Origin of the sequence: Streptomyces thermodiastaticus (assembly GCF_014656135.1) — a bacterium.
GTDB classification, from domain to species: Bacteria; Actinomycetota; Actinomycetes; order Streptomycetales; family Streptomycetaceae; genus Streptomyces; species Streptomyces thermodiastaticus.
Genome location: NZ_BNBV01000006.1, coordinates 1 through 25,378, shown reverse-complemented (window position 1 = coordinate 25,378; position 25,378 = coordinate 1). Strand labels below are relative to the sequence as shown.

General features: G+C 73.7%; 22 protein-coding genes and 1 riboswitch. Of the genes, 9 read left to right on the top strand and 13 right to left on the bottom strand.

Annotated elements, in window-relative coordinates; all coding sequences use genetic code 11:
* Nucleotides 1-105: 105 nt before the first annotated feature.
* Nucleotides 106-1,074 (bottom strand): hypothetical protein, encoded by a 969-nt coding sequence (locus IE286_RS08005; protein WP_189795923.1) that lies wholly within the window; start codon nucleotides 1,072-1,074, stop codon nucleotides 106-108.
* A 493-nt stretch (nucleotides 1,075-1,567) separates the two neighbouring features.
* Nucleotides 1,568-2,038 carry a hypothetical protein gene (locus tag IE286_RS08000; RefSeq protein ID WP_189795922.1) on the bottom strand — a complete coding sequence of 157 codons (471 nt, stop codon included), beginning with the start codon at nucleotides 2,036-2,038 and terminating at the stop codon, nucleotides 1,568-1,570.
* 188 nt (nucleotides 2,039-2,226) lie between these two features.
* Between IE286_RS08000 and IE286_RS07995 the strand changes: the two genes are divergently transcribed.
* From IE286_RS07995 to IE286_RS07970, 6 genes are all read left to right on the top strand, one after another.
* The gene (locus IE286_RS07995) at nucleotides 2,227-3,300 is read left to right on the top strand and encodes a hypothetical protein (RefSeq protein WP_189796086.1); all 1,074 of its coding nucleotides are present in this window, start codon (nucleotides 2,227-2,229) and stop codon (nucleotides 3,298-3,300) included.
* Nucleotides 3,301-3,371: 71 nt separating this feature from the next.
* Nucleotides 3,372-3,737, top strand: a complete 366-nt coding sequence (locus IE286_RS07990) for an effector-associated constant component EACC1 (protein ID WP_229862081.1) — start codon at nucleotides 3,372-3,374, stop codon at nucleotides 3,735-3,737.
* Between the two features lie 4 nt (nucleotides 3,738-3,741).
* Entirely contained in the window at nucleotides 3,742-6,435 is a 2,694-nt protein-coding gene (locus IE286_RS07985) for a VWA domain-containing protein (RefSeq protein WP_189795921.1), read from the top strand.
* Nucleotides 6,432-7,889 (top strand): extracellular solute-binding protein, encoded by a 1,458-nt coding sequence (locus IE286_RS07980; protein ID WP_229862077.1) that lies wholly within the window; start codon nucleotides 6,432-6,434, stop codon nucleotides 7,887-7,889. Before IE286_RS07985 ends, IE286_RS07980 begins: the two co-directional genes overlap by 4 nt.
* Nucleotides 7,890-8,303: 414 nt before the next feature.
* Nucleotides 8,304-9,662, top strand: coding sequence for a helix-turn-helix domain-containing protein (locus IE286_RS07975; RefSeq protein WP_189795920.1), 1,359 nt, complete (start codon nucleotides 8,304-8,306; stop codon nucleotides 9,660-9,662).
* A gap of 47 nt (nucleotides 9,663-9,709) precedes the next feature.
* Complete coding sequence (locus tag IE286_RS07970) at nucleotides 9,710-9,991, top strand: ribosomal protein L7/L12 (protein WP_189795919.1); 282 nt, start codon at nucleotides 9,710-9,712, stop codon at nucleotides 9,989-9,991.
* Between the two features lie 22 nt (nucleotides 9,992-10,013).
* Here the strand turns inward: IE286_RS07970 and IE286_RS07965 are convergent, their stop codons facing one another.
* Together IE286_RS07965 and nicT are read right to left on the bottom strand one after the other, a co-directional pair.
* On the bottom strand, nucleotides 10,014-10,790 hold the full coding sequence (locus IE286_RS07965; protein WP_189795918.1) for a hypothetical protein: 777 nt from the start codon (nucleotides 10,788-10,790) through the stop codon (nucleotides 10,014-10,016).
* Nucleotides 10,791-10,968: 178 nt separating this feature from the next.
* Nucleotides 10,969-12,096, bottom strand: a complete 1,128-nt coding sequence (gene nicT / locus IE286_RS07960) for a Nickel transporter NicT (protein ID WP_189796083.1) — start codon at nucleotides 12,094-12,096, stop codon at nucleotides 10,969-10,971.
* A 30-nt stretch (nucleotides 12,097-12,126) separates the two neighbouring features.
* Nucleotides 12,127-12,313, bottom strand: a riboswitch (cobalamin riboswitch).
* 93 nt (nucleotides 12,314-12,406) lie between these two features.
* On the opposite strand from nicT, the gene IE286_RS07955 reads away from it, so the two are divergent.
* The 3 genes from IE286_RS07955 to IE286_RS07945 all read left to right on the top strand — a co-directional run bounded on the left by IE286_RS07955 (nucleotide 12,407) and on the right by IE286_RS07945 (nucleotide 15,636).
* Nucleotides 12,407-12,766, top strand: coding sequence for an ArsR/SmtB family transcription factor (locus IE286_RS07955; protein ID WP_189795917.1), 360 nt, complete (start codon nucleotides 12,407-12,409; stop codon nucleotides 12,764-12,766).
* A gap of 178 nt (nucleotides 12,767-12,944) precedes the next feature.
* Nucleotides 12,945-14,633 (top strand): glycoside hydrolase family 13 protein, encoded by a 1,689-nt coding sequence (locus tag IE286_RS07950; RefSeq protein WP_189795916.1) that lies wholly within the window; start codon nucleotides 12,945-12,947, stop codon nucleotides 14,631-14,633.
* 109 nt (nucleotides 14,634-14,742) lie between these two features.
* Nucleotides 14,743-15,636 (top strand): NAD(P)-dependent oxidoreductase, encoded by an 894-nt coding sequence (locus tag IE286_RS07945; RefSeq protein WP_189795915.1) that lies wholly within the window; start codon nucleotides 14,743-14,745, stop codon nucleotides 15,634-15,636.
* Nucleotides 15,637-15,755: 119 nt separating this feature from the next.
* Here the strand turns inward: IE286_RS07945 and IE286_RS07940 are convergent, their stop codons facing one another.
* The 9 genes from IE286_RS07940 to modA form a co-directional block, all read right to left on the bottom strand.
* A complete protein-coding gene (locus IE286_RS07940) occupies nucleotides 15,756-16,358 on the bottom strand; it encodes a putative immunity protein (protein ID WP_189795914.1) in 603 nt (200 codons plus the stop codon).
* Between the two features lie 108 nt (nucleotides 16,359-16,466).
* Nucleotides 16,467-17,684: an SCO2400 family protein gene (locus tag IE286_RS07935; protein ID WP_189795913.1), complete on the bottom strand. Its 1,218-nt coding sequence runs from the start codon at nucleotides 17,682-17,684 to the stop codon at nucleotides 16,467-16,469.
* Between the two features lie 560 nt (nucleotides 17,685-18,244).
* The gene (locus tag IE286_RS07930) at nucleotides 18,245-18,865 is read right to left on the bottom strand and encodes a phosphatase PAP2 family protein (RefSeq protein ID WP_189795912.1); all 621 of its coding nucleotides are present in this window, start codon (nucleotides 18,863-18,865) and stop codon (nucleotides 18,245-18,247) included.
* Between the two features lie 227 nt (nucleotides 18,866-19,092).
* On the bottom strand, nucleotides 19,093-19,743 hold the full coding sequence (locus IE286_RS07925; protein ID WP_189795911.1) for a hypothetical protein: 651 nt from the start codon (nucleotides 19,741-19,743) through the stop codon (nucleotides 19,093-19,095).
* Between the two features lie 183 nt (nucleotides 19,744-19,926).
* Nucleotides 19,927-20,979: a PucR family transcriptional regulator gene (locus IE286_RS07920; protein ID WP_189795910.1), complete on the bottom strand. Its 1,053-nt coding sequence runs from the start codon at nucleotides 20,977-20,979 to the stop codon at nucleotides 19,927-19,929.
* Nucleotides 20,980-21,266: 287 nt separating this feature from the next.
* Nucleotides 21,267-21,725 (bottom strand): SRPBCC family protein, encoded by a 459-nt coding sequence (locus tag IE286_RS07915; RefSeq protein WP_189795909.1) that lies wholly within the window; start codon nucleotides 21,723-21,725, stop codon nucleotides 21,267-21,269.
* Between the two features lie 357 nt (nucleotides 21,726-22,082).
* Nucleotides 22,083-23,204, bottom strand: coding sequence for an ABC transporter ATP-binding protein (locus IE286_RS07910; RefSeq protein WP_189795908.1), 1,122 nt, complete (start codon nucleotides 23,202-23,204; stop codon nucleotides 22,083-22,085).
* The gene (gene modB / locus IE286_RS07905; protein ID WP_189795907.1) at nucleotides 23,201-24,046 is read right to left on the bottom strand and encodes a molybdate ABC transporter permease subunit; all 846 of its coding nucleotides are present in this window, start codon (nucleotides 24,044-24,046) and stop codon (nucleotides 23,201-23,203) included. Before modB ends, IE286_RS07910 begins: the two co-directional genes overlap by 4 nt.
* Nucleotides 24,043-24,876 (bottom strand): molybdate ABC transporter substrate-binding protein, encoded by an 834-nt coding sequence (modA, locus tag IE286_RS07900; protein ID WP_189795906.1) that lies wholly within the window; start codon nucleotides 24,874-24,876, stop codon nucleotides 24,043-24,045. Before modA ends, modB begins: the two co-directional genes overlap by 4 nt.
* Nucleotides 24,877-25,378 lie beyond the last annotated feature (502 nt).

The window sequence follows — 25,378 nt, the reverse complement described above, 5'->3', positions numbered from 1 at the left end:
CATCTGCCGATCCTGCGATGGCGGTCTCGCGGGGCGGCGGGCGGCTCGGGCCGGGTGCGCGTCTGCGTGCCGGCCCTCCGCAGCGGCCTTCGGGCGAGCGCGCGGTCAGGCTTTCACCCGCGTCGGCTGCTGGGCTTGGGCCGGAGCGTGTGCCGCGGAGCCTCGCCGCCGTCGCCGCAGCGGCAGGCGCGGGCGGCGCCGTGGGCCCGGTGGGTGCGGGCGCCCGGCGCGGCGGCGGACGAGCCAGGTCAGGGCGGCCGCGGTCAGGCCCAGGGCGATCAGCAGCCAGGCGGTGGTGCGCAGGGTGGCGGTCAGGGCGTCGTAGACGGCGCCCGCGGCCGGAGGGGAGACGTCGTCGGGAAGTCCGGCGAGCGTCAGGCGGCGTCCCACCGTGACCGCGAGGGCGAGGAGCGCGCCGCCCAGGGCGGTGCCGAGCGCGGTGGCGGTCACGGCGCGGCGGCGGTGCACGGCCAGCGCGATACCGGAGGCGGCGAAGACGACGGCCCCCACGGGCAGCCAGAACCCCGCGACCTGAAGCACGTGGTACCCCGTCCGCAGCCGGCCCAGATCCTCGGCGGGCACCAGGGCGACCTCGGTGTGCGCGACGGGGATGCGGTCGGCCAGCGGCATGTTGTCCTCGGTGAGGCGGGCCTTGACGTGGGCCGCGACCGGGGCGAGATCGACGGTGACCGGCTGGTCGCGGGCTCCGTCGTCCTGGCGCAGGGCACGCAGCACGGCGTCGTGGGCGGCCCGGTTTCCCTCGGTCCACGCGGTGCGGAAGGCCGCGGTCTGGGTGAAGGACCGCACCGCGTCGTGCACGAACGGCACCACCATCCCGGACAGCACCCGGGCGTCCGTGCCCGGCCGGATCTGCTCCACGATCGCGTCGCCGACGGTGTCGGCGATGGCCTCGCGCACGTCCGGATCGCCGGCCAGCGGCGTCACGGCGGTGACGTAGCGGCCGGTGTCGGCGAGCCCGTACACCGCCCAGGCCGACAGCGCGCCCAGGGGCACGAGCAGGCACGAGAGAGCGATCAGTACGGCCGACAGGCCGCTGCGCAGGCGTCGGGACACACATCCAGCCAAGCTGGCCGCCGAACGCTCCGCGAGCGGGGACGTGGCAATCGGGTGACCGGGGTGACGGCACCGGGCGTGCACGGGAGCGGGGCGCGGGGAGCCGGGCACGGGGAGCAGGTCACGGAGAGCAGGTCACGGGTGGGCTGTGGGACGGTGCGTGCGGCCCGCCCGCAGACGTCGTCCGGCGCTCGGCCGCACCGGGCGGCGCGGCGCGGTACGCGCCGCTCAGCGCACCGCACGGCCGGCACCGCCCGCAGCCGGGCCGCGCCGCACAACCCACAGCCGGGCCGCGCCGCACAGCCCACAGTCGGGCCGCGCCGCACAACCCACAGTCGGCCCGCGCCGCACAGCCCGACGTGCCGCGCAGCGCACCGCGTCGTACAGTGCAGCCGCCGCGCCGCCGCACCGCGTCGTACAGCGCAGCCATACGCCGCACGGCTCACCGCGCTGTACAGCGCACCGCTGCACGCAGCTCACCACGCCGTACAGCTCACCGCTCCGCGTCGCGCCCGGACCGCCGGTCCTGCCGGGTGTCCTCGTGCGTGTACACCCAGTAGAAGACCATCAGGCCGATGGCCACCCCGAACAGCAGGGACAGACCGATGGTCATCAGGACCGTGTCTCCGGACTGGCTGTACAGGAAGCCGAAGGCCGCGCCGGAGAAGAGGAACCACGCGAAGGCGCGCAGTTCGCGCGGCAGCCGCGGGGACAGGCGGAACATGCCCGCCAGCAGCAGCGCGAACACGATGGCGGAGACGAAGCCGAACACCAGGTTCGTGGCCGTGATCGGCCCGCCGGAACGGCGGCTGGCCGCGGCCCAGTAGCCGTAGACCAGCCCGATGCCGAAGGACCCCAGCCACCGGCCGATCCTGTGCGCCCGCGGGCTGAAGATGTCGGGGTAGCGCTCGTCGTGGCCGGAGGTGAGAGCGCGGCGGCCCGACGTGGGTGCCACCCGAGCCATGAGGCACTCCTCTCTCTCGCGTCCCCCTCCGCTTTTCCAGGGCACACCGGGCACGCACCCGTGGCAAGTCGGGCGACTCGGGCCCCTCAGGGCACAGGTTTCTCCTCGGTCCGGCCCCCGCCCGCGCGGTGACAGCGGTTACCGTGCTGACGTACGTGACCGACCCACGGATCACCGACGGGGGGACCATGCCTGGAACCGTGCTGCTGCTCGCGGCCTCGCCCGTCGGCAAGGCACGCCTGGTGGACGCCGCGTCCGTGCTTCCGGTGCTGGCCGCGGTCGAGCCCTCCGTGCTGGCCGGGACGGGCAGCGCGAGTGTCGTGGAACTCGCCGACCCGCTGGACCCGCAGGCCGTCCTGACCCGGCTGCGCGCCGCCGCCGCGTCCCCGGGCCCGCTGACCGTGTACATCACCGGCCAGCTCACCCTCGACCGCCGCCAGCACCAGCCGCACCTGTGCCTGGCCCGCACCACGCCGGCCACCGTCCGCTACACCGCCCTGCCCTGGCACTGGCTGCGCGACGAGATGCGGCTGCGCCCGGACGGGACGACCACGGTCGTCGCCGACCTGTACGCGGACCAGGAGAGCTGGCAGGAGGTGGGCCGGCGGCCGCTGGACGCGGGCCGCACGGTCGCCGTGTACGGCAGGATCGCGCCGCCGCCCGCCCGGCGCACGATGGCGGCCCCGGCCTACATGAAGGCGGTCGCGACGATCCTGCGCAGCGGGCACCGGCCGCCGCTGGACCAGCTGCACGAGCAGGCGCTCGCCCGGCTCGCCGCGGAGCACCGGGCGGACAGGACATGGCAGGGGCCGGGCATCGTGCTGGCCAGCCGCCGCCCGCCGGCCGACGACCCGCACGCCGCGATAGCCGCCTGGGTGGCCTCGGGGCGGCACGGTGACGCCGACGCGTTCGCCGCCCGCTGGGAGCAGGCCGCGGTACGGGAACACGGGGCGGCGTCCGAGGAGGCGCTGCACTGGAGCGAGGTCCGTGCCGACCTGGCGATGATGGCGGGCGACGCCGCCCGCAGCTGCCGTGCCTGGCTGTCGGTCGCGGCCACCCGCCTGGCCATGGGCCAGAGTGCCGACTCGCCGCAGGTGGAGGTCGCGGTCGACCGGGCACACCACCAGTGGGGCCGTGTCACCGACCCGGGCGAGGCGCAGGAACTCGGCGCGGTACTCGCGGAGTTGAGGGCGCGGGTGCCCGGACGCCGGCAGGGCGCCCTGGACCATGTACGCCGCCAGCTGCGGCAGTTGCAGACGTAGACCTGACTGTTGCCGAACCGCGTCGTACGAACCCTCCCCAGCGCGATGCGGCGGTGCCACCATGGGGTGTCATGGCTGAGGGGGATGGCGTGTACGGCCGTGCCATACGAGTCCGGCTGGACGCGAACGCGACCAAGGACGATGTGACCGCGCTGAAGGCGTGGCTGGAACGCGAGAAGCCGCTGGAGGACCACATCCGCGAGGGGCGGCTGAGAATCGTCGAGCGCCCCGGTTCCGGGGGCCCTCCGGGCCAGATGGGATACTTCACGGATCTCCTGCTGGAGCAGGTGGTCGACGAAGGGACCAAGATCGTCCTGGCGGTACTGCTGCAGCAGGTCAAACGGGCCGTGAAGGCCTGGCAGGAGAACCGCCGCCGGGTGGAGCGTGGCGCACCGCCCGAAGTAGAGGTCGATCTGGCGCATTCCGACGAGGAATGATCCGGTGGACCGCTTCGATCCGCGCGGCCGAAGAAACCGGGCGCTGCTGGTGGGTGTGTCCGAGTACGACTTCCGGCGGCCGGAGGAGACGGACGGTGTGTCCGGCAACCTGCCCGCCGTCGGGCACAACCTGCGAGCGATGCAGGACGCGTTGCGGGGTGGCGGCGTCTTCGGCGACCGGGACATCGACCCGTGCGCCTCGCCGACCCTGGACGACTTCACCGAGAAACTGCGCAGCGCCGCCCAGGAGGCCGACGGGCTGCTGCTGTGCTACTTCGCCGGGCACGGAGCCGTGCCGAGCGCGGGCCACGAGCTGTTCCTGCAGATGCGCAACGCGCGGATCGTCGCGGGGGCCGAGGCGGTCTTCCCGGGTGCGGCCTACTTCTCCCAGGTGCTCGCCGTGCTCGCCAGGAGCCGCGCCCAGCGGATCGTGGTGATCCTGGACTGCTGCTTCGCGGGCAACGCCGCCCGGGTGTGGCAGAACTTCTCCGACCACCGGCGGACCCTGGTGCTGATGGCCGTGCAGGCCAACCGCCTCATCGACTCGGGCAACGGCAGCGAGGCGACCCCGTTCACCCGGGACGTGGCCGAGCTGCTGGGGGCGCCCGGGGAGATCTCCGCCCTGCGGATGTACGAGCTGCTGCGGAAACGCATGGTGACCGCGCACCGCACGACCACCCAGGGCGACCTGTGGCTGCCGGACTTGGCCGCCGCGCCCGGTGTCGACGTGCTGCTCAGTGCGCGGCCCGTGCTGCCGGACCCGGTGACGGTTCCTGCCCCGACGCTCCCGCCCCCGTCGTCCGAGGAACCGAGCCCATCCCCCGAGATGTCCGATCCGCCGCCGGGGACCGGGCCCGGCGGGCGGACCGAGGGCGGGGAGCCGGGCCGGCGAAGGCCCGCCGACACCGGCCGGACGGAGCCGGTGCACCAGCCCTTCCGCGCCGCCCTCCGAGCGCGCCTCCGGGCATGCGTCCGATGGGCCAGAAACCAGCCCCGGCCCGTCGTCGTCGGTGCCTGCCTCGTCCTCGTCGCCGGTGTCGTCGCGGGCTGCCTCTTCGGCTCCGGGGCGTTCTCCACGGACGACCACGCCCTGTGCACGCCGCCGCTGGAGCTGCGGCTGCTCACCGATCCCGACCTGGAGCCCGTGGTCAGCGCCGCCGCGAACGCGTATCTCGCCTCGGACGCCAACCTCACCGGCGACGGCTGCCGCCGTACCGGCATCACCGTCTACTCGGCCGGTGCGGGCAACGTGGTCACCGCGCTGCACCGGCAGACCGACCCGTGGCAGGAGCCGGTCGAGGACGACGTCAATCCGCAGCGCGACATCGGACCCCAGCCGGACGTGTGGATCCCGGCCTCCGCGGCCGACGTGGAGCGGGTCACCGCCGGCCAGTCCGGGCCGACGCGTGCCACGCTCCAGCCGGACCCCGGCCCGTTCGTGTACTCCCCGGTGGTCCTGGCCGTCCCGCAGGACATCGCCGGGGAATCGCCGTCCGACCGGGCCGGGCAGCCGCTGTCCCGGCTGGTGGCGGACATGAAGAAACGGGAAGCGGACGCGGGTGTGCTGCGCGCCGACCCGGAGGGGACCGACGCCGCCCTGCTGGCGACGGTCGGCCTGTACGGCGACGGCGCCGACCCGCGCTCGGCCGAGCAGAGCGTACGGCCCGCCGGCGTGCCCTCGCGGACGTCCCACGAGCTGTTGTGCGCGCTGGCCGCCGACAGCCGGGCGGACCGCCGCACCGCCGCACTGGTCCCCGAGTTCCTGCTGTCGAGCGGCGTGGACTGCGCCCCGGACGTTCCGGTGCCGCGCACCGCCGAGTACCCCGACGACGTGCCCGCGCTGACACCCACGTTCGTCCGGGTCCGCTGGGAGGGCGGCGACCACGACCGGCCGGCCCGCGACGACGCCGTCAGACGCTTCCGTACCTGGCTCACCGGGGAGGACGGCCTGGCCGCGTTCGAGGCGGCCGGTTTCCGCTCGGCCACGACGGCGGGTCATCCGCTGCTCGGTCCCGGCCGGGCCGGCGCGGCGGTGCTGCGCTTCCCGGGCGCGCTGCCGGGTTCTGTGCCGGGCACCGCGATGGACGACGCGCTGGCCCGCTACCGCAGCGCGGACGGTCCCGGCCGGGTTCTGTATCTGCTGGACAGTTCCAGCTCGATGTTCCAGCAGTGGCCCGGCCCGGGCGGCGGGCCCGGCATCCTGAAGCAGTCGCTGGGCGGCCTCGGCCCCGACGACCAGTACGAGGTGTGGTCGGTGTACGAGACGGCCGACGGCCGGCACCACGAGGAGCTGCTGCCGTTCGGCCACCACGAGCGGGCCGACGCCGAGCGGGCCGTCGACACCAGGGCGCGCACCCGGGACGCCGAGGCGGACCCGCACGCGGCGCTGCTGGACGCCATCGACACCATGGCCCGGCGGGGCGCGGACGACGCGCGGCCGCAGCTCGTCGTCTTCATCACCGACGACGAGGACGTGGGCCGCCTGTCCGGTGACCACCTCACCGACGTGCTGGACCGGGCCCGGGCGAAGAACGTCACCGTCGACATGGTGTCGCTGACGGCCGGCTCCTGCGACAAGGGCCGCCCGGACGCACAGATCGCCGACGTCAGCCACGGCCGCTGCCTGGACGCCGACGACGACCTCGGCACGGAACTGAGCGACGAGGTGGCGCGCGTGGGGACGGGGGAGGAACGATGAGCATCCGACGGACCACAGGACGCGTGCGACGGCTCATGGCCCCCGCCCGTCGGCCGGGCCGCAACCGGCCGCACGCCCTGTTCTCCCCGCCGCGGCGCGTCGCCGGCCTGCTGCTGTCCGCCGCTGTGCTGGCCGCCACCGCCTGCACCGGCGGCACCCCGCAGGCCGCGAAGACCGCCCTGGGCGACGTGCCCGGCGAGATCGTGGTGGCCAGCGGCCGGGACGTCACCGGCAAGGGGGGTGTCCGTCAGCAGCTCATCGACGCCTGGAACCGGAAGCAGGAGAGGGAGAACACCGGTTTCCGCGCCCGCCTGGTGGAGCTGCCCGGTTCCGCCGACGAGCAGCGCAGCCAGCTGCTGGGTGCACTGCAGTCGGGCAGCGCCCGCTACGACGTGGTGAACCTGGACGTGACGTGGGTGCCGGAGTTCGCCGAGGCGGACCTCATCAGTCCGCTGAGCGACACGCTGGTGGACGAGGACGTCATCCCCTCGGTCGCCGTCACCGCCCGCTGGCACGACCGGGTGTACGCGGTGCCGTTCAACAGCGACGTGGGACTGCTCTTCTACCGCCGCGACTACCTGCGTGAGGCGGGCGTGCAGCAGACCGACCTCGGGTCCGGACTTTCCTGGCAGCAGCTGCGCAGCCTCGGCGACACACTGGAGGCCCACCCGCCCAAGGGATTCGACAAGACCTGGACGACGCAGCTGGACGCGTACGAGGGCCGGACCGTCAACGCCATCGAGGCGTTCGCGTCCGCCACCGACGGTTTCCAGCTGGTCGACGACTCCGGGCACTTCACCGCCACGGAACAGGAACTGGCCGACGGCATCGCGGAATTGCGCCGGCGCACCGACACGCCGTACACGCTGAACCGGGCGGTCACCTCCCGCGAGGACGGATCGCTCAGCGACTTCGCGGCCGGACGCACCGCCTTCCTGCGGCACTGGCCCTACGTCTACCGCACGCTCCACCAGCGGTTCACCGCCCAGCAGTTGGGGGTCGCTCCGCTGCCCGGACGGGCGGTCCTCGGCGGGCAGAACCTGGCCGTGACGCGCGACTCGCCCCGGCAGCGGAAGGCCGCCGAACTGGTCGCGTTCCTCACCAGCCCGTCCAGCGAACGCTGCCTGCTGGACGCGGGGTTCGCCGCTACCCGGACCTCGGCGTACACCGACGACAGCGTCACCTGCACCGCGGCCGGGGGCGCGACGGCGTCCCCGTCACGGGACAGCACGGACCGGATGCCGCGGGACTCCGCGGGCCGCCCGGCCTACGCCCGGACCGTCCTGCTGCCCGCGCTGCGCACGGCGGTGCACCGCCCTCGCACCCCGCTCTACGGCGCGTTCACCCAGACCTTCGCGGCCGAGCTGGATCCCCTGTTCTCCGCGGATCCGCCGAGCGACAAAGCACTCGCCCGGCACCTGTACCAGGCGTTGCGCACCGTGCTGCCCAACTAGGAGCGCGATACCGGTGTTCCAAGACGCCGTCGACGTCGTTCAGCGGTCCTGGGCGGCGACCTGCTGGACGGTGTCGGGGGCATGGGTATCGGAGGGACCGGCGTTGGCCGCCACCACCAGGGCGGTCACGGCGATCACGGCCGCGGTGAGCCCTCTGATGTGATGCGTACGGAGGCGACCTGGACGCAGTTCCGTGGCAGAACGTCCGAGCACGGCAACCGACCTCGCAGCGACAGGAAGAGTGACAGTGACGGATTAAGCGGGTTTAACGCCTCTCCCAACCTAGGGGTTCTGAGCCTCAACGAAAAGATGTGACGGTCGAGTTGACGGCTGCTGTGCACAACGTTGCACAGAAGACGACAGGTTTTCTCGCAAGCCTTCGCTGGGCCCCCACCGGCTGGCATGATGAGCCGCATGGTGAAGCGGGACGACCCGGAGACCATCGGACGCCGGGTGCAGCGGCTGCGGCGCGAACGGGGGTTGACACAACGGCAGTTGGCCGAACCCGCCTACACTCCCGCCTACGTGTCCACCCTGGAGGCCGGCCGGGTGCGCCCCTCCGACGAGGCGCTGCAGCATCTCGCGGCCCGTCTGGGCGTCGGCTTCGAGGAACTCGCCACCGGGCGCCCCGCCCATCTGGCCACCGATCTGCGGATGCGGCTGACCGAGGCGCAGCGCACCCACGCGAGCGGGGAGGCCGACGACGCCGCCGCGCAGTACGAGCGGCTGCTGGCGGAGGCCGAACGGTTCGATCTCACCGATGTGCGGGCCGCCGCCCTGCTCGGGCTCGGCGAGTGCGCCCTGGACACCGGCGAACTCATCCGTGGACGCGAGTACTTCGAGCGCTGCGAACAGGTCCTGGCCGAGGCACCGCTGCCCGCGCGTGTCCCCGCGCTGCGCGGCCGCGCCGTCTCCCACTACCTCGCCGGCGAAATCCGGTACGCGGTCTACCTGCTGGAGTCCACGCTCGACGAGCTGAACCGCAACGGGATGCACGACCCCGACGCGCTGCTCCTGCTGTACGCCAGCGTGATCGGCCCCTACATGGACCTCGGTGCCCATGCCCGGGCCGCGCAGGCGGCCGAGTTCGCGCTCGCGCTCGCCCCGCAGGCCGGTGATCCGGCGCTGGTGGCCCGGATGCACCGGTCCGTCGCCCGCACGCTGCTCGCCGAGGGCCGCCTCGCGGAGGCGGACGCCTCGCTCGCCAAGGCCGCCGAGCTGTACCGCCAGTTGCAGCTGCGCACCGAACTCGCCAACTGCCACTGGATGCGCGGCTACGTGTGCGCGCAGAAGGGCGAACTGGAGCGTGCGGAGGAGGAGTTGCGGGCCGCGCAGGGCATGCTGCGGGAGCGCCGGGCGTCCCTGTACTCCAGCCAGGTCGTGGTCGAGCTGGCCGATGTGCTGCACCGGCGCGGCAAGTCCGGGCAGGCCGCCGAGCTGCTGCACCAGGTCCTCGGCGAGCTGTCCTCCGAACGCGGCGCGGTGCACGCCGCCGCCGCGCACCGGCTGCTCGGCATCATCGCCGAGGACGCCGACGACACGGAGGCGGCGGAGGAGCACTACGTCCGCGCGCTGAGCCTGCTGGAGAGGGCCGGCGCCGCCGGTGACCTGGCGGATCTGTGCCGTCTGCTGGGCGATCTGCTGCGCCGCACCGGCCGGGTGGAGGCGGCCCTGGACGCCTACCGCACGGGACTGGGCCACCGCACCGCGCCGGGCACCACCACCCTGGGCCCCGCACCTGCCCAACCGCCCTGGACCGCAACGCAGTTCTGAGGTTCCACTGAGCCTTCGCGGTGCCGCCGGACACTACGCTCGGTGTCATGGACACCATCGCCATGGCCCTTGTCGTCACCGTTCTCGTCGTGCAGTTCGCCGGCAGCGGGGTGTACTTCTCCCGCGCCGACCGTCGGCTGGCCCGCATCGAGCACGAACTCGATTTGATCATGGCCCACTTGGGGCTGGAGGACGACGACCCGCGTCTGCAGCAGGCGCACGAACTGGCGCGGGCGGGACGGCAGATCGAGGCCATCAAGGTCTACCGTGAGGCGACCGGCGCCGGCCTGAAGGAGGCCAAGGACGCCGTGGACCGCATGGTCGCCTGAGACGTCGTGCCGGCGACGGCTCTCACGCCCGCGCGTGGTGGCCGTCGTGCACCTTCTCAAGCCGGCCCACGGCCTGCTCGACGGCCCGCGTGATGATGCGCGGCACGAGCGTGCCCTCGGCGCCTGTGCTGATGGTGAGCGCGTCGGCGCCGACCCGGACCGCGGCAACGTCCAGGGTCAGCGTGGGCGGGTCGTCGTAGTCGTCCGGGCCGGTGAACACGATCCGCAGGCCCTGACGGGCGTCCCCGACCTCCGGCAGCGCCACCTCGCGTACCTGCACGCTCTGCTCCCCGTGGCGGGTCGTCGTCGCGGTGAAGCGGGCGCAGTCGTCCGCCATGCCGCGCATCCAGGCCAGGGAGCGGTCCACGTCCGCGGGGCGCGGGGAGAGCACCCGGTGCCGCAGCTGCGCCGCCCCGTCCACGTCGTCGAACCCGGCGACCGCCTGCGTGCCCTGGGGCCTGCCGAGGGGCTCGTCCGCGTAGAGGGCGTCCAGCAGCCGCTGGCAGGCAGGGGTGTCGGCCTTGGCCTTGAGCACCCCGTCGTGCCAGGTCGCGGCGCCCCGCGTCGGCTGCCACGGCTCCCCCATGTCGGCCTCGGTGAGCAGGGCCGCCTCCGCCTGCACCGCGGTGAGCGCCTTCGGCGCCGGCGAGGCGGTCACGGCCGGCCGGGTGGCCTCGGCGGCGGAGGCCGACGCGTCGGCGTCCGGGCCCCGCGCGCCGGACGAGCACGCGGTCACGGACACCAGGAGGACCGCGCACAGCGCGGCGACGGACAGGGCACGGGCGGCGGGACGGGGCATGGGCGGGTGCCTCCCAGCAGCAGGGACGGTCGAGCTGTCCCTTCGAGCATCCGCAGCCCGGGCGCCGCGGTGCCGTGAGCGCGCCGGTGTCGCGCCGCCGCATCACCCGCCCGCCGGGCCCTCGCCCGGGCAGAGGCCACCCGGGCGAGGGCCGGGCGGGTGACCCGTGGCGGACGGCTCAGCGGGTGTCCGCCGGACGGGCCGCCCAGCGCTGCTCCACCTTGGCCACCTTCCAGTACGTCAGCGCCACCGCCCACACCACCACGAACAGGCCGACGATGACATAGCCCACGTGGTCGAGATCGAGGCCGGCGATCCAGCCGGTGACGCGGTCGCCGAGAGCGAGCTTGTCGTGGAGGACCCCGACCAGCTCGATGGTGCCGATGAGAAACGCGACCGCGATCGACAGACCGGTGATGGTCAGGTTGTAGTACACCTTGCGGACGGGGTGGGAGAACGCCCACTGGTAGGCGACGTTCATGAACGTCCCGTCGAGCGTGTCGAACAGGCTCATCCCGGCCGCGAACAGCAGCGGCAGGCACAGGATGGCGTACCAGGGCAGGCCCGACGCCGCGCCCGAGCCCGCCATCACCATCAGGGTGACCTCGGTGGCGGTGTCGAAGCCCAGGCCGAACAGGAAGCCCAGCGGATACATCTGGCCGGGGCGCGAGACGGACTTCGTCAGCCGGCCGAGGACCCGGTTCATCAGGCCGCGCGAGTCCAGGTGCGCCTCCAGGGCCCGCTCGTCCCAGGTGCCCGCGCGCATCGCCCGGAACACCTTCCAGATTCCCGCCAGCGCGACCAGGTTCAGGGCCGCGATGAGATACAGGAACGTCCCCGAGACGGTGGTGCCCACCACGCCGAGCGCCTGGTGGGTGCGCGACTCGTCGCTCATCAGGGTGCCCGCCAGCCGGGTGCCGCCCGCGACCAGCGCGGCCATGAGCACCACCACGCTGGAGTGCCCGAGCGCGAACCAGAAACCCGCCGACACCGGGCGCTTGCCGTCGGCCATCAGCTTGCGGGTGGTGTTGTCGATGGCGGCGATGTGGTCGGCGTCGAACGCGTGCCGCATGCCGAGGGTGTAGGCGGTGACCCCGAGGCCGATGCCGAAGGCCTTGGTGCCGACCTGGTAGTGCTGCGGGACGACGAGCAGGAACAGCACACCGAAGGCGACGACGTGCAGGGCGGCGATCACCCCCATCAGCCCCGCCGTCCTCAGGGTGTCCTCCCGCCGCCAGCGGAAGGCGCCGGGGTTCGTGCCGGCCCGGGTGTCGGGCGTCGTGCGGGCAGGGTCGGGCAGGGTCATCCGGTCATCACGCTCCAGCACCTCGTGGATCTTCCGTGAGCTGCCGTGGCCGGTCTCCTGGCTTCCGGGTGCCGCGTGCCCGGCCCGCCTTCCCGGCCGCGTGAGCGGCCAGTGGCTGTCCCGTGAGGGACATGGGCCGGGAACTTCCCGATCACAGTGGCGAGGGCCGCGCCGGTCTCGCACCGGCTTCCCGAACACCACGGCCCGCCCACCGTAGGGGCACCGGGCACCGCCTGCATAGCTGCACAACCACGCAGGTATGCAAAATCACACGCTGTGCGGGAGGAGCTGTCCTGACAGGATGGGCGCCATGCATCTCGTGCCGCCCGACCGGGCGAACCGTCGCAGCATCGACGGCCACCGGGTGTGCGAGGCGATCGCCGCCATCGGCGACGCGGACCGCGTCCGCACCTGGGCCGGCCGCTTCTCCCTGCTCGCCGACGCCAACCGGCTCGCGCTGCTGTTCGCCCTGCACCGCACCGGACCGCTGGCCGTCTCCGACCTGGCGATCGCCACCGGCATGAACGACCCGGCCGTCTCCCAGGCGCTGCGGCTGCTGCGGGCCGCCGGGGTGGTGGAACGGCACAAAGAGGGGCGCGTGGCGCGCTACCGGGTGGTGGACGAGGACATACGCCGTCTGCTGGAGCACTGCGCGGCGGACACCGGCTGATGCGCGCGGGGCGCCGCAGGCGGCCGGCCCCGGCCGGAGTGCGCCAGGCGCCGCGCGCGCCCGGCGCCACAGGACGCGAGCACCGAACGCCCCTTTCGCCCCCTGCCGGCGGTGTTCGTCCATCGGGCGAACGGGACACAGTTCCCTGTGTCGCCGCACCGCACCACGAGGAGACCGCGTGACCGACCGCACCACCGCGCACCGCTCCCGCCCCGCCGCCGGCCATCCGGACCTGTCCGCCAAGAACCCCGACTGGTGGCGGCAGTCCGTCGTCTACCAGATCTATCCGCGCAGCTTCGCCGACGCCGACGGGGACGGACTCGGCGACATCCGGGGCATCACCGAACGGCTGACCCATGTCGCCGCGCTCGGTGCGGACGCGGTCTGGCTCAGCCCGTTCTACCCCAGCGAACTCGCCGACGGCGGCTACGACGTCATCGACCACCGGGACGTCGATCCGCGCCTGGGCACCCTCGACGACTTCGACGCGATGGTCGCCGAGGCCCACCGGCTCGGCCTGAAGGTGATCGTCGACATCGTCCCCAACCACAGCTCCCACCAGCACCCCTGGTTCCAGGAGGCGCTGCGCGCCGGACCGGGCTCGGCGGCCCGCGCCCGGTACGTCTTCCGCGACGGGCGCGGCCCGGGAGGCGAACAGCCGCCCACCGACTGGCAGTCCGTCTTCGGCGGCAGCGCCTGGCAGCGGGTGCCCGACGGACAGTGGTACCTGCACCTGTTCGCACCCGAACAGCCGGACTTCGACTGGCGCAACGAGGAGGTCCGCGCCGACTTCCGCACCACACTGCGCTTCTGGGCCGACCGCGGCGTCGACGGCTTCCGCATCGACGTGGCCCACGGCCTGGTCAAGGACCTCGACGAGCCGCTCAGGGACGTCGGCGACCTCCGCGCCACCGGCGAGGCCGCCCTCGCCCACCTCCCGCCCGGCAGCCACCCCTACTGGGACCGCGACGACGTCCACGAGATCTACCGCGACTGGCGCAAGATCTTCGACGCGTACTCCCCGCCGCGCACCGCCGTCGCCGAGGCGTGGGTGCCGGGACCCCGCCGTGCCCTGTACGCCCGCCCCGACGAACTGGGCCAGGCCTTCAACTTCGAGTACCTGGAAGCGCCGTGGGACGCCGAGCGGCTGCGCCGGGTCATCACCGACTCCCTGCGGGTGGCGCGGGCCGCCGGAGCCTCGGCCACCTGGGTGCTGTCCAACCACGACGTCGTCCGGCACGCCTCCCGGCTGATGCTGCCGCCGGGCACGGACCCGGACGCCTGGCTGCTGTCCGGGGGCCGCACCCCGGCCGTGGACGAGCGCGCCGGGCTGCGCCGGGCCCGCGCCGCGACCCTGCTGATGCTGGCACTGCCCGGCTCGGCCTACCTCTACCAGGGTGAGGAACTCGGCCTGCCCGAGGTCGCCGACCTGCCCGCCGAGGTGCTGCAGGACCCGGTGTGGGAGCAGACGGGACATGCCCGCAAGGGCCGCGACGGCTGCCGGGTGCCGCTGCCGTGGACGACGACCGGGCCGTCGTACGGCTTCGGGCCGGGCGGCGCCTGGCTGCCGCAGCCGGCGAGCTTCGCCTCGTACTCCGTCCAGGCGCAGGACGGGGTGGAGGGCTCGACGCTGGAGCTGTACCGCTCGGCCCTGCGGCTGCGCCGCAAACTCCTCTCCGGCGAGGATTTGACCTGGGCGGAGGACACCCCGGAAGGCGTGCTGGCCTTCACCCGGTCCCAGGGCTGGCGGTGCGTCAGCAACCTCTCCGGCCGGCCCGTCGCCCTGCCGCCCGGGGACGTGCTGCTCAGCAGTGCCCCGCTGACCGGGCGCACTCTGGAACCGGACACCACGGTCTGGCTCGTGTGAACCGGTGCCGTCCTCAGGCGGATGGTCCGGTGGTCGCTGCCGTGCCGGGCGGGCCGGGTGGCGGATACTCGCGGTCAGGTGATCCGCACGACCGCAGGAGAAGGACCACATGACCGACACCACCACCCGCACCGTGGCCGTCCTGGGCACCGGCATCATGGGCGGCGCCATGGCCCGCAACCTCGCGCGGGCCGGGCACACCGTCCGGGCCTGGAACCGCTCCCGGGACAAGGCCGAGGCGCTGACGGCCGGCGGCGTGCAGGTCGCCGGCACCCCGGCCGAGGCGGTCCGGGACGCCGACGTGGTGCTCACCATGCTGTTCGACGGCGACACGGTGCTGCAGGTGATGCGCGAGGCGGCCGGCGCGGCCCGCGAGGGCGCCGCCTGGGCGCAGTCGACCACGGTCGGCCTGGAGTCGGTCCCCGAGCTGGCGGACCTGGCCCGCACCCACGGCCTGCTGTTCTACGACGCCCCGGTGCTGGGCACCAAGCAGCCCGCCGAGGCCGGACAGCTCACCGTGCTGGCCGCCGGCCCCGCCGCGGGCCGCGACACGGTGACCCCGGTGTTCGACGCGGTCGGCACCCGCACCCTGTGGACCGGCGAGGACGGCTCGACCGGTGCCGCGACCCGGGTGAAGCTGGTCGCCAACAGCTGGGTCATCGCGGCCACCACCGCCACCGGCGAAGCCCTCGCGCTGGCCAAGGGCCTCGGCGTGGACCCGCAGAACTTCTTCGACCTCATCGCCGGCGGCCCCCTGGACATGGGCTACCTGCACGCAAAGGCCGACCTGGTGCTGGGCGGCCGTCTCACGCCGCCGAGTTTCACCGTGGCCACGGCCGAGAAGGACGCCCGGCTCATCGTGCGTGCGGGCGAGCTGCACGGCGTCCGCCTCGACGTGGCCGCCGCCGGCGCCGAGCGCTTCGCACGCGCCGCCGCCGCGGGCCACGCCGACGAGGACATGGCCGCGGCGTACTTCGCCAGCTTCGAGGGCGGCGAGGACTGAGCGGGCAACAGGAATCCGGCGGACGAGGCGGTACCGGGCGACGGTGGCGGGTGCGTGTGCCCGAGCCCCGGTTCCGTCTCCGAGCCCGGTTCCGTCTCCGAGCCCCGGGCAGTCGGTGCCTAAGCCGGCGGGACGTCCGGGGGCGCCGGACGGGCCGGGCCGGGATCGCGGTCGTCAGCGGCGAGGGGACGCGCACGCAGGCCGGCGTCCAGCATGCGCAGCAGCTCACCCGTTCTCCCACCGCCGGCCGGTGCCGCCGGATAACGCCGGAGCACACCGACCACGGCCGGTGTCGCACGGCGCATCACCCGGCCGATGTGCTCGGCACCGACGTCCGGATCGTCGCCCGCGGCGAGTTCGGCGGCGCGCGCCGCGTGGGCGCCGGATCCGAGGATGTGCCTGACCTGGGTGGCCTTGGCCAGCGGATGCAGATATGCGGCACCGGCCGCGGACATCGCCGCCCGAGCCGCCTCGCGCGCGGCCTCGGTGCCCGCGCTCCCGGCAGCCCTCAGAGCCGCCCACGCCGTGTCGCGCAAGGCTTTCCCCCGCTCCCCGCCCCGCGCGAACTCCCAAGCGGCAGCGAGTGCTTCGCGCGGCCGCGCATCGTCCGGCCGGTCCGCCTCGAACAGGGCGAGCACCCCGTCCGCGCACGCAGCGGCGAACGCGGTCACCTCACGAAGATCCTGCTTGCTCAGCGCAAGTTCGGTACGGGCATCTGTCATGACGCCATCCTCGGGCACGGGTGCGGACAATGCGGCCGATGGTGGCATCAGTTGAGTCGGCGGTGCCCGGGCAGGCACAGCACCCGGTCCGCATCGCGACGACGCGGATCAGCGGACGCAGATCAGCCCCAGCAGGCACAGTCCCTGGGACGAGTGCGACGAGGTGGACGAGGAGGAACCGGACGACGAGGCGGGCGGTGCCGTGGAGTCGTCGGGCGCGGGTGTGCTGCCGGTTTCGTCAGGTTCGGTGGAACCCGGAGAGGGTTGTCCCGTGCTGCCGGACCCGGACCCCTCGTCCGTGGAACCGGTGGACGGCGTGGACCCGGTGTTCGGGGCGGTCGACTGCTCGGTGGGCTTCGCGTCCGACGGCGCGGTCCGGCCGCTGGTGTGCGCTGCGCTCGTGCGGCCGGAGGGGTCCGATGCGGCGTGCATGACCTGCGTGCGGTCGGACTGTGCGGAGGCGGTGCCGTGCTGCGCGGTGGGCCGGCCGCTGTCCGTCGGGGTGCTGGCGGGCGTGCTGTGCCGTGCGGAGGAGGTGGCCTTCGCGTCGTCGTCGGGCGTGGTCGCCGGGTCGGTACGGTCGGGCAGCCGGCTGCTCACGGTGTCCGTGCGCGGCGTCTCGGGTGCCGTCGGGGCGGCCTGGACGCGCGCGGCGGTGTGCCGGTCCATGGAGGCGACGGTCAGCCCGCCGCCGACGAGAGCCACGGCCGTGGCGACCAGGGCCCGGCGCTGCGTCTTCTTCCAGCGTTCCCGCTGCCTCCGTCGCGCCGCCCGGCCCGGCCCCCGCACCACGGCCGGGGGGAAGCCGGGCACCGGCTCGGCGTCCTCCGGGCCGGCCGGAGCACCGGAGACGGCCGGGGCACCGGAGACGGCCGGGGCACCGGAGACGGCCGGGGCACCGGAGACGGCCGGGGCGGCGGCGAGACCGGCGGCGGACTCGGCACCGCGGGCGGTGCCCGGTGTCTCACCGGGAGCAGGAGCTGGTGTCTGGCCGAAACCGGCGGTGCGGGTCTTCCAGGCACCGGTGGGAGTCTTCTCGAAACCGGTGAGGGTCTTCCCCGAACCGGTGGAGGTCCCCTCGATACCGGTGGGTGCCTCGCCGGTACCGGTGGCGGACGCCTCACCGGGGCGTGTCGTGTACGGCCGTCCGGACCCCGGCGTGGGCACCGGGTACGGCGCGGCCAGGGCGTCCGCGGCGGGGCCCGGTGCGTAGAGCGCCGCGGAGTCGGCGGTGGAGTTCGGGGCTATGTCCGGTGCGTATGCACCGCAACCGGGACATACCAGGGCGCCGTTGAGGTGCCGTCGGCACGTGGTGCAGTAGTCCATCCGGTTCATCCTGAGTCGGTCGGCCGGGCGGCCTGCCACGCTAACAAGGCTGTGTGCAGCCTTTGTGACGGTCGTGCGGGGATTCCCCTCAGGTGGGTCCGCATTCCCCCCGTACTGGGCTCATGGGCCCATGGAGTCGTGTCCTCATCGGGCCATGTCCTCATCGGGCCATGTCCTCATCGGGCCATGTCCTCATGGGGTCATGTCCTCATGGGGCCATGTCCTCGAATCTGTGTCTCGCCGGTTCCGGGCGTCGCTGCTCGCCCCACGGCCGCCGTCCGGCCGTCACACCGGACCAATCCGTCACGTCCTACCGCGCCGTCACGCCCCACCGCTGCCGCACCGCCCGGCTCCTCGACGCAGATCCGCCGTTGCCTGTTCGCACGACCGCAGGGACCGCGCATCGGCCACAGGCACTGCCACACACCGGACGGAACACCGGCCGGCGCGCTCCCGCCCGCGCGGCGTGCACCCGCAACCGTACGGCGTGCGCGCACTGGCCGTGTCAGAACGGGACGAGACCGTCCCGGAGACCTGAATGCCTCGTGGGCCGAGCAGCCTCAGGCGACGAGCAGCGGGCGCAGGACGCCCTGCCGCAGCCGGGTGACCAGCGGACCGCACAGCCAGCGGGCCGCCAGGACCAGGACCAGCGCGACGAGCGAGCCGACCACGGCACCCACCGCGACGTCGTGCGGGTAGTGGGCGCCGACGTACACCCGGGAGGCGCCCATCGCGACGGCCGCCAGCAGCGCTATTCCGCCCAGCCACCGGTAGGTGAGCGCCAGCGCCACGGTGAAGGCGAACGCGACCGTGGTGTGGTTGCTGGGGAAGGCGTAGTCGTCCGGGGGCGGGCAGGCCTCGACGAGGTAGGCGTGCGGCAGCGCCCGGCAGGGCCGCGGCTCCTGGAAGACGTCCTTGATCCCGGTGTTGGCGAGGTAGGCGATGACGACGGCGAACGGCGTGGCCAGCACCCCGGCCATCACCGCGCTCCCCTCCCGGCGGGCCCGCCACCAGGCGATCAGCAGGAACACCACGAACACGCCCATGCCGACGGAGGTGTACGCGGACACGGGCCCGTTCAGCCAGTGCGTGTCGCGCGCGAAGTCGGTGACGTCGGTGTAGAGGCCGCCGTCGATGGCCGCGCCGTCGATCCCCTGCGCGGTCGTGATGGAAGTCGTCATCGAATGGGTCTCCGGCCAGTTCTCAGGTGCGGGGGCGCTACGGGCAGCGCTCAGGACGCAGTGCTGTCGTCGTTTGTATTGTCGTCTGTATCGTCCGATTGTCCCGCGAATGACGTCTGCAGATGGGCAGACGTTAGCAGCCGGGCAGGGGTTGTCCTTGCCCGGCCGAGGCGTCGGCCACACCGCTCGCCGGCCGCGCGGCGGCGCACTCGCGACTGTGGGCGCCGTCACCACTTCTCGTCGTCGTCGAGCACCCGGAAGCTGCCGACGACACCGTCGTCGCCGGACAGCATGCCGTGGCCGAAGCCGTCGAGCAGGCCGTCGTGGAAGGTGTCCGTCACCACACCGTGGGTGGCGCCGTGCGGGCCGACGGTGGCGACCGGAGCGCCGTTGTCGCAGGTGAAACCGCGGTACACCTCGACGGTCCGCTCGCTGTCGTTGAACACGCTGAAACTGGTGGAGCCCAGTCCGCCGGCCGCGGTGACGCAGCCGGTGGCCGACGCCGAGTACATGCGCTCGTTGAAGTAGATCTTCCCCTCGTCGTGGTCGCCGTGGCCCCCGTGGCCGCGCCCGCCTCCGTCCCGGCCGTGGTCGCCGCCGCTGTCGCGGTCACGGCCGCCGCGCTCGTCTCCGCCCTTGCCGCCGTCCCGGTCCGAGCCGCTGTCCCCGTCCCGGTCGTCGTTCCCGGCGGCGGGCTGCGCGGGAGCGGCCACCTGGGCGGGCGGCCGGTCCGCACGCGGGGCGGGGGCGGCCGCCGCCTGCTGGGCGGACGATGCCGCCGGGGCGTCCGCGGCGGCGGAGGCGTAGGTGAGTCCTGCGGCGGTGACAACCACCGCGCTCACTCCGGCAGCGGCCACGGCAACGGTACGGATACGCATGTCACTTCCCTCTGTCGCACGGACGTCGGCCCGGGCGACCGACCTGTGACGAACGTAACGATCGGGCATGTGACCGGCATATCGGGCGGGTTGACGGTGTGACGTCGTGAGCCGCCCGAGTGTTGTCGCCGCCGCGTGTGCCGAGTGGACCGCGTGCCCGCTGCCCGGGCGGCGCCGTGGCTCTCACAGCTCCTTCGCCGGCCAGTCCAGCAGGCGGGCGCCGATGGTGGCGGTCTGGAGCCGGTAGCGGTGGGCCGGGTCGTTGGGGTCGGCGCCGGTGAGCTGGCGGATACGGGCCAGGCGGTAGGTCAGGGCGCGCACGCTCAGGGACAGCCGGCGGGCCGCCTCGGTGGCCACGCAGCCCGAGTCGAAATAGGCAGTCAGGGTGTCCAGCAGAGGCTGAGCCCCGCCGCGGGCGGCGGTGAGCGGGCCCAGGGTGTTGCGGACCAGGTCGGCCATGGCCTGGCGGTCGCGGGCGAGAACCGGGTAGACGAGCAGGTCCTCCGCGTGCAGGACGGGGTCGTCCAGGCCGAGCCGCTCCGCCATCTCCAACGCGTTCAGGGCCTCTTCGTACGACTGGACCACCCCGCCGGGGCCGGGCTGCGGGCGGCCGATGGCCACGCGGCCGCCGCCGGTGGCGTCGTGAGCGTACTTGGCGAAGTAGGGCAGCACATCCTGCTCATGGCCGGGCGCGATGCACAGCAGCCGTCCGTCCTTGGTGGTGAGCAGCACGTCACGGTTGCCGAAGCGGGTCAGCAGCGCCTGCTCCACCCGGCGGGGCACGGGCTCCCCCTCGGCGTAGGGGGTGGGTCCCTCGGCGACGGCGACGGCGTGGGCGCGGGACAGCCGCAGGCCGAAGCGTTCGGCGCGTTCGGCGAGCCGGCCCAGATTGCTGCGGCCGTAGAGAAGGTCGTCGATGAACTCCCGCCGGGCGGCCTCCTCCTGGCGCACGGCGAGGCGCTGGGCACGCTCGTACCCCTCGGCGAAGGCGTCGACCGCCTGATGGAGCGCGGCCAGCGCGCCGTCGGCACAGCCGTGATCGGCGGGCCAGACGGTGCGGGCCGCAGTGAGGTGCGCACCGACCAGGGCGCGCAGCCCGTGCCCGGCCTCGGCGGCCCGTTCGCCCAGGGTGCGCCGCGACTCCAGCTCCTGACGGGTCAGACGCCGTCCGGTGGCGGCCGCATCGGCCAGAATGCGGGCAAACCCGTCCAGATAGCGCTCCGTGCCCTGCCTCACCCGTCCCCCTGTCGTATGCGCCCCGTCGCGTGCGCCGCGGCGGCACTTTGTTGACTGTTCACCAGCAACGAAACCGTAGTGAACATTGCCGGAGGCCGGCAATGCGACGACAGGAGCCGGTCGGGCATCCTGGCGCAGGGGGAGCACTACGGATCGCTCCGGTGCCGGACACCGGCAGGTTTCCGGCGCCGGACCGGACCGATGCGGGTTCCGGCCGTGCCCGTGCGGGGGCGGGCGCGGCCGGACGGGTCACCGGGCCGTCCGCGCAGATCTTCGCCGACCGGCGGTCACGGCGACGTCTCCAGCCGAGCCGCCAGTACGCGGGCGCGGTTCCGCTGCACCGCCGCGGCCTGTGCGGCGGCGAAACGCAGCAGGCCCAGCGGTGTGCGCAGGCGCAGGGTGTCGGTGACGGCGGTGCCGTCCCCGTCCCGGGTCAGGGCGAACCGGTAGCTCATGCGGACCCGGCCCGGGCTGCGGACCTCACCGGACACCTCGGCCGCCTCGGGAAGCCGGTCCGGCACGGCGACGAGGGTGACATCGATGAGGTTGTCATGCCGCAGCACGCCCAGCAGCCGGAAGCGCTCCACCGCCGTGTAGTGCACGGTCCGGCCGCTGCGGCGCACCTCCCGGACGGTGACGACGAGCGGCGACAGGCCGATGTAGTGCGTCGGTTCGGCCAGGTGCGCGAAGACCTCGGGCAGCGGCGCGGCGATGCGGTAGGTGTGGATCAGCTCGGTGGACGGCACCTCGGCCCCTCCTCGGCACGGCACGACGGCACGGCGATCCGGCCCGCGGGAGATCCGGAACACCGGCACGGTGCTCCGGCGTACAGGGCCCCGGAGCACCCGTACGGCGATCCGGCCCGCACGAGACCCGGAACACCGGCACGGTGATCCTGCCACCGCGGCCCCGCGCGCCGACAGGTTTCCGGCGGCGCACCACCGCCCGGTACACGGCGGGCACCGTCACCGCCGTCGGAACGAGCCCGTCACGGCCGTCGGAACGAGCCCGTCACGGCCGTCGGAACGAGCCCGTCACGGCCGTCGGAACGGAACCGTCACGGCCGTCGGAACGGAACCGTCACCCGGATGAGCCCGGCCGCGTCAGGCGCGGTACGCGTGCGTCTGGGCGGCCTTCACCGTCGCCCACACCACGGCTCCCGGGTGGAGGTCCAGTTCGGCGGCGGCGACCGTGGTCAGGTCGGCGACCAGCGGCAGGTCACCGGTGAGGTCGGCGCGGATCTGGTCGCCGTGCGTCTCCAGGCCGGCCACCTCGCAGCGCCAGACGTTGCGGGCGCTGGAGCTGTGAGGACGTTCCCGGTGCAGGGTCACCGCGCCGGGCGGGAAGACGACGAAGACGTCACCGGCGAGGTCCTCGCTAGTGGTGATCGAGGGCCCGTCCTGCACGCGGACCGTGTGCCCGTCGGCCCGCCCCCGGTAGAGGTTGAGGCCGACCAGCTGGGCGATGTAGTCGGTGCGCGGATGGCGGGCGACGTGCGCCGGGGACCCCTGCTGCACGATCCGGCCGTTCTCGATGACGACGAGGTGGTCGGCCAGCACCATGGCGTCCAGCGGATCGTGCGTCACCAGCACGGCGACCGCCTCGAAGCCGGCCAGATGGCGGCGCAGTTGAGCACGGACGTCGAGCCGGGTCCGGGCGTCCAGGGCGGCGAGCGGCTCGTCGAGCAGCAGCAGCCGGGGGTGCGTGGCCAGCGCGCGGGCGAGGGCGACGCGCTGGGCCTGCCCGCCGGACAGGTTGCGGGGCTTGGCCGCCGCATGCGCGGCCAGGCCCATGCGTTCCAGCCAGACGGCGGCCTGGGCGCGGGCCTCGGCCTTGCGGACACCGTGGCAGCGCGGCCCGAACGCCACGTTGTCCAGCACCGACAGATGCGGGAAGAGCAGATAGTCCTGGAAGACGACACCGACCGGGCGGGCCTCCGGCGGCGTACGGTCCAGCCGCTTGCCGTCCAGCCGCAGATGCCCGCCGGACAGCGGGACCAGACCGGCCAGGGCCCGCAGGGCGGTCGTCTTGCCGGCGCCGTTCGGACCCAGCAGCGCCACCACGTCCCCGGGCGCGGCGGTCAGCGTCACATCGAGACGGAAGGAGCCGCGCTCGACGACCAGACGGGCGTCCAGCCCGGCGCCGCTCCCGGTGGCGTCCGCCTTACGGGGGCCACCGGTGCCGGTGCCGGTGCTGGTGCCGGTCGTGAGACGGTCCCCGGTCATGAGGCGCCCATCCAGCGGTCCCGCAGCCCGGCGAGCACCGCGACCGACACGGCCAGCAGGACCAGACTGAGGGCGATGGCCGCCTCCGGGTCGTTCTGCAGGGCCAGGTAGACGGCCAGCGGCATGGTCTGGGTACGGCCGGGGAAATTGCCGGCGAAGGTGATCGTCGCGCCGAACTCGCCGAGCGCCCGCGCCCACGCCAGCACCGCACCGGCGGCGATGCCGGGCGCCACGAGCGGCAGCGTCACCCGGCGGAACGCGGTGAACCGGGACGCCCCCAGCGTGGTGGCCGCCTCCTCGTACCGGGGGTCGGCGGCGCGCAGCGTGCCCTCGACGGTGATCACGAGGAACGGCAGCGCCACGAACGCCTCGGCCAGCACGACCCCGGTGGTGGTGAACGGCAGCGTGATGCCGAACCAGGAGTCCAGCCACCGCCCGGCGACCCCGTTGCGCCCCAGCGCCATGAGCAGGGCCACACCGCCCACCACGGGCGGCAGCACGAGCGGCAGGGTCACCAGGGCGCGCACCAGCCGGCGCCCGGGGAACTCCGTGCGGGCCAGCAGCCAGGCCAGCGGCACCCCCAGCACCAGGCTCACCGCGGTCGCCGCCGTCGCGCACACCACGGACAGCCGCAGCGCCTGCCACACCTCGCTGCTGGTCAGCAGGCCGGGCATGCTCCGCCAGGGCGCCCGCACCAGCAGGGCGACCAGCGGCAGGACCAGGAACACCAGGCCGATCAGCGCGGGCAGCAGCAGGGGCAGCGGCGCGCCGCCTCGGGTGCGGCGCCGCGGACGGCCCGTGTGGGGGCGGCGCGCCGTCCCGGCCTCGCCGGGCGGCGTCACGGCGTGAGGAACCCGGCCTCGCCGAGCACCTTCTGGCCCTCGGCGGAGCGGACCAGCGCGATGAACGCGTCGGCGGCCGCGGCGTTCTTCGCGTGCTTCAGCCGGACGATCGGGTATTCGTTGACGGCCTTGGCCGATTCGGGGAAGTCCACGCCCTCCACTGTGCCACCGGCGGCCTGCACATCGGTCCGGTACACCAGCGCGGCGTCGGCCTCCTTGAGCACCACCTTGTTCAGGGCGGACTTCACGTCCTGCTCGTAGGAGACGGGCGTGACCCGGACACCTCCGGCGTCCAGTGCCTGCTGCGCGGCGGCCCCGCACGGCACCGTCTGCGCGCACAGCACCACCTTCAGACCGGATTTGGTGAGGTCCTTCAGGGAGGACAGGTGGTCCGGGTTGCCGGGCAGGGTGGCGATCTCCAGCCGGTTGCGCACGAAGGTGACGGGGGTGCCGGCCGCCTCGCCCTGATCCGTGACGGTCTTCATCGTCTTCGGGCTGGCGGAGGCGAACACATCGGCCGGGGCACCACCGGTGATGCCGGCCGCGAGTGAGTCACTGCCGCCGAAGTTGAAGGTGACCTTGGCGCCGGGGTGGTCCTTCTCGAACTTCTTGCCCAGCGTCGTGAAGCTTTCCTTCAACGAGGCCGCGGCGAAGACGGTCACCTCACCGGACACCGCACCCGAGGCACCGGACGACGCGGAGGAGCCCTGCGAGGACTGCGGTGACGAGTCCGGACCGGACGACGAACAGGCGCTGAGGGCCAGCAGCGCGGCGGCACCGGCACCGGCGGCCCGGAGCATCCGGCGGGGAGACCGGGCGGAACGGCTCATCACGGATCCACTCCCTCAAGGTCCGGGGCGGACGGGCCGGTCCGGTACGGACACCCCGGTCCGCACGGACTCATCCGCCCTGCACGGACTCGTCGAGGTCCGCCGGCACTCCTACCGGCGGACCGGCCGCACGGCGGCCGGTGCCGATGATACGTCCGCATCTGCGAGGCGGAAGCTCATCTTTTCATCGCAACAGCAAGATCTTTGGTGAGTGGCCCTTGCATGTGCGGCTCCGTGGAGTGGTTGCCACCTTCCTTTGACTTCCCCTGTCGGCCGTCGCCGACTCGCACCGACCTCAGCCGGCTGTTCCGGCCACTGCGGCCGCTCCGGCCGTCTCCGGCAGCTTTCGGTCGTCGCGGGACGGCGCTGTGGTGCCGGTGTTGTGCCGCTGTGGCACCGCTGTGGTGAGCCCGCTGTGGTGCGTCCTGGTGGGGTTCAGGTGGTGGGGAGGGTGGTGCCTTGGACGGCTTGGATGTCGAGTTCGATTTTGAGGGTGGTGCCG

Bases quoted from the DNA above. Each gene is read 5' to 3' on its own strand.
- IE286_RS07940 (WP_189795914.1), bottom strand. From the start codon at position 16,358: ATGACAGATGCCCGTACCGAACTTGCGCTGAGCAAGCAGGATCTTCGT.
- IE286_RS07945 (WP_189795915.1), top strand. From the start codon at position 14,743: ATGACCGACACCACCACCCGCACCGTGGCCGTCCTGGGCACCGGCATC.
- IE286_RS07970 (WP_189795919.1), top strand. From the start codon at position 9,710: ATGGACACCATCGCCATGGCCCTTGTCGTCACCGTTCTCGTCGTGCAG.
- IE286_RS07980 (WP_229862077.1), top strand. From the start codon at position 6,432: ATGAGCATCCGACGGACCACAGGACGCGTGCGACGGCTCATGGCCCCC.
- IE286_RS07910 (WP_189795908.1), bottom strand. From the start codon at position 23,204: ATGACCGGGGACCGTCTCACGACCGGCACCAGCACCGGCACCGGCACC.
- IE286_RS07965 (WP_189795918.1), bottom strand. From the start codon at position 10,790: ATGCCCCGTCCCGCCGCCCGTGCCCTGTCCGTCGCCGCGCTGTGCGCG.
- IE286_RS07975 (WP_189795920.1), top strand. From the start codon at position 8,304: ATGGTGAAGCGGGACGACCCGGAGACCATCGGACGCCGGGTGCAGCGG.
- nicT (WP_189796083.1), bottom strand. From the start codon at position 12,096: ATGACCCTGCCCGACCCTGCCCGCACGACGCCCGACACCCGGGCCGGC.
- IE286_RS07930 (WP_189795912.1), bottom strand. From the start codon at position 18,865: ATGACGACTTCCATCACGACCGCGCAGGGGATCGACGGCGCGGCCATC.
- IE286_RS07990 (WP_229862081.1), top strand. From the start codon at position 3,372: ATGGCTGAGGGGGATGGCGTGTACGGCCGTGCCATACGAGTCCGGCTG.
- modA (WP_189795906.1), bottom strand. From the start codon at position 24,876: ATGAGCCGTTCCGCCCGGTCTCCCCGCCGGATGCTCCGGGCCGCCGGT.
- IE286_RS07935 (WP_189795913.1), bottom strand. From the start codon at position 17,684: ATGGACTACTGCACCACGTGCCGACGGCACCTCAACGGCGCCCTGGTA.
- IE286_RS08000 (WP_189795922.1), bottom strand. From the start codon at position 2,038: ATGGCTCGGGTGGCACCCACGTCGGGCCGCCGCGCTCTCACCTCCGGC.
- IE286_RS07995 (WP_189796086.1), top strand. From the start codon at position 2,227: ATGCCTGGAACCGTGCTGCTGCTCGCGGCCTCGCCCGTCGGCAAGGCA.
- IE286_RS07955 (WP_189795917.1), top strand. From the start codon at position 12,407: ATGCATCTCGTGCCGCCCGACCGGGCGAACCGTCGCAGCATCGACGGC.
- IE286_RS07925 (WP_189795911.1), bottom strand. From the start codon at position 19,743: ATGCGTATCCGTACCGTTGCCGTGGCCGCTGCCGGAGTGAGCGCGGTG.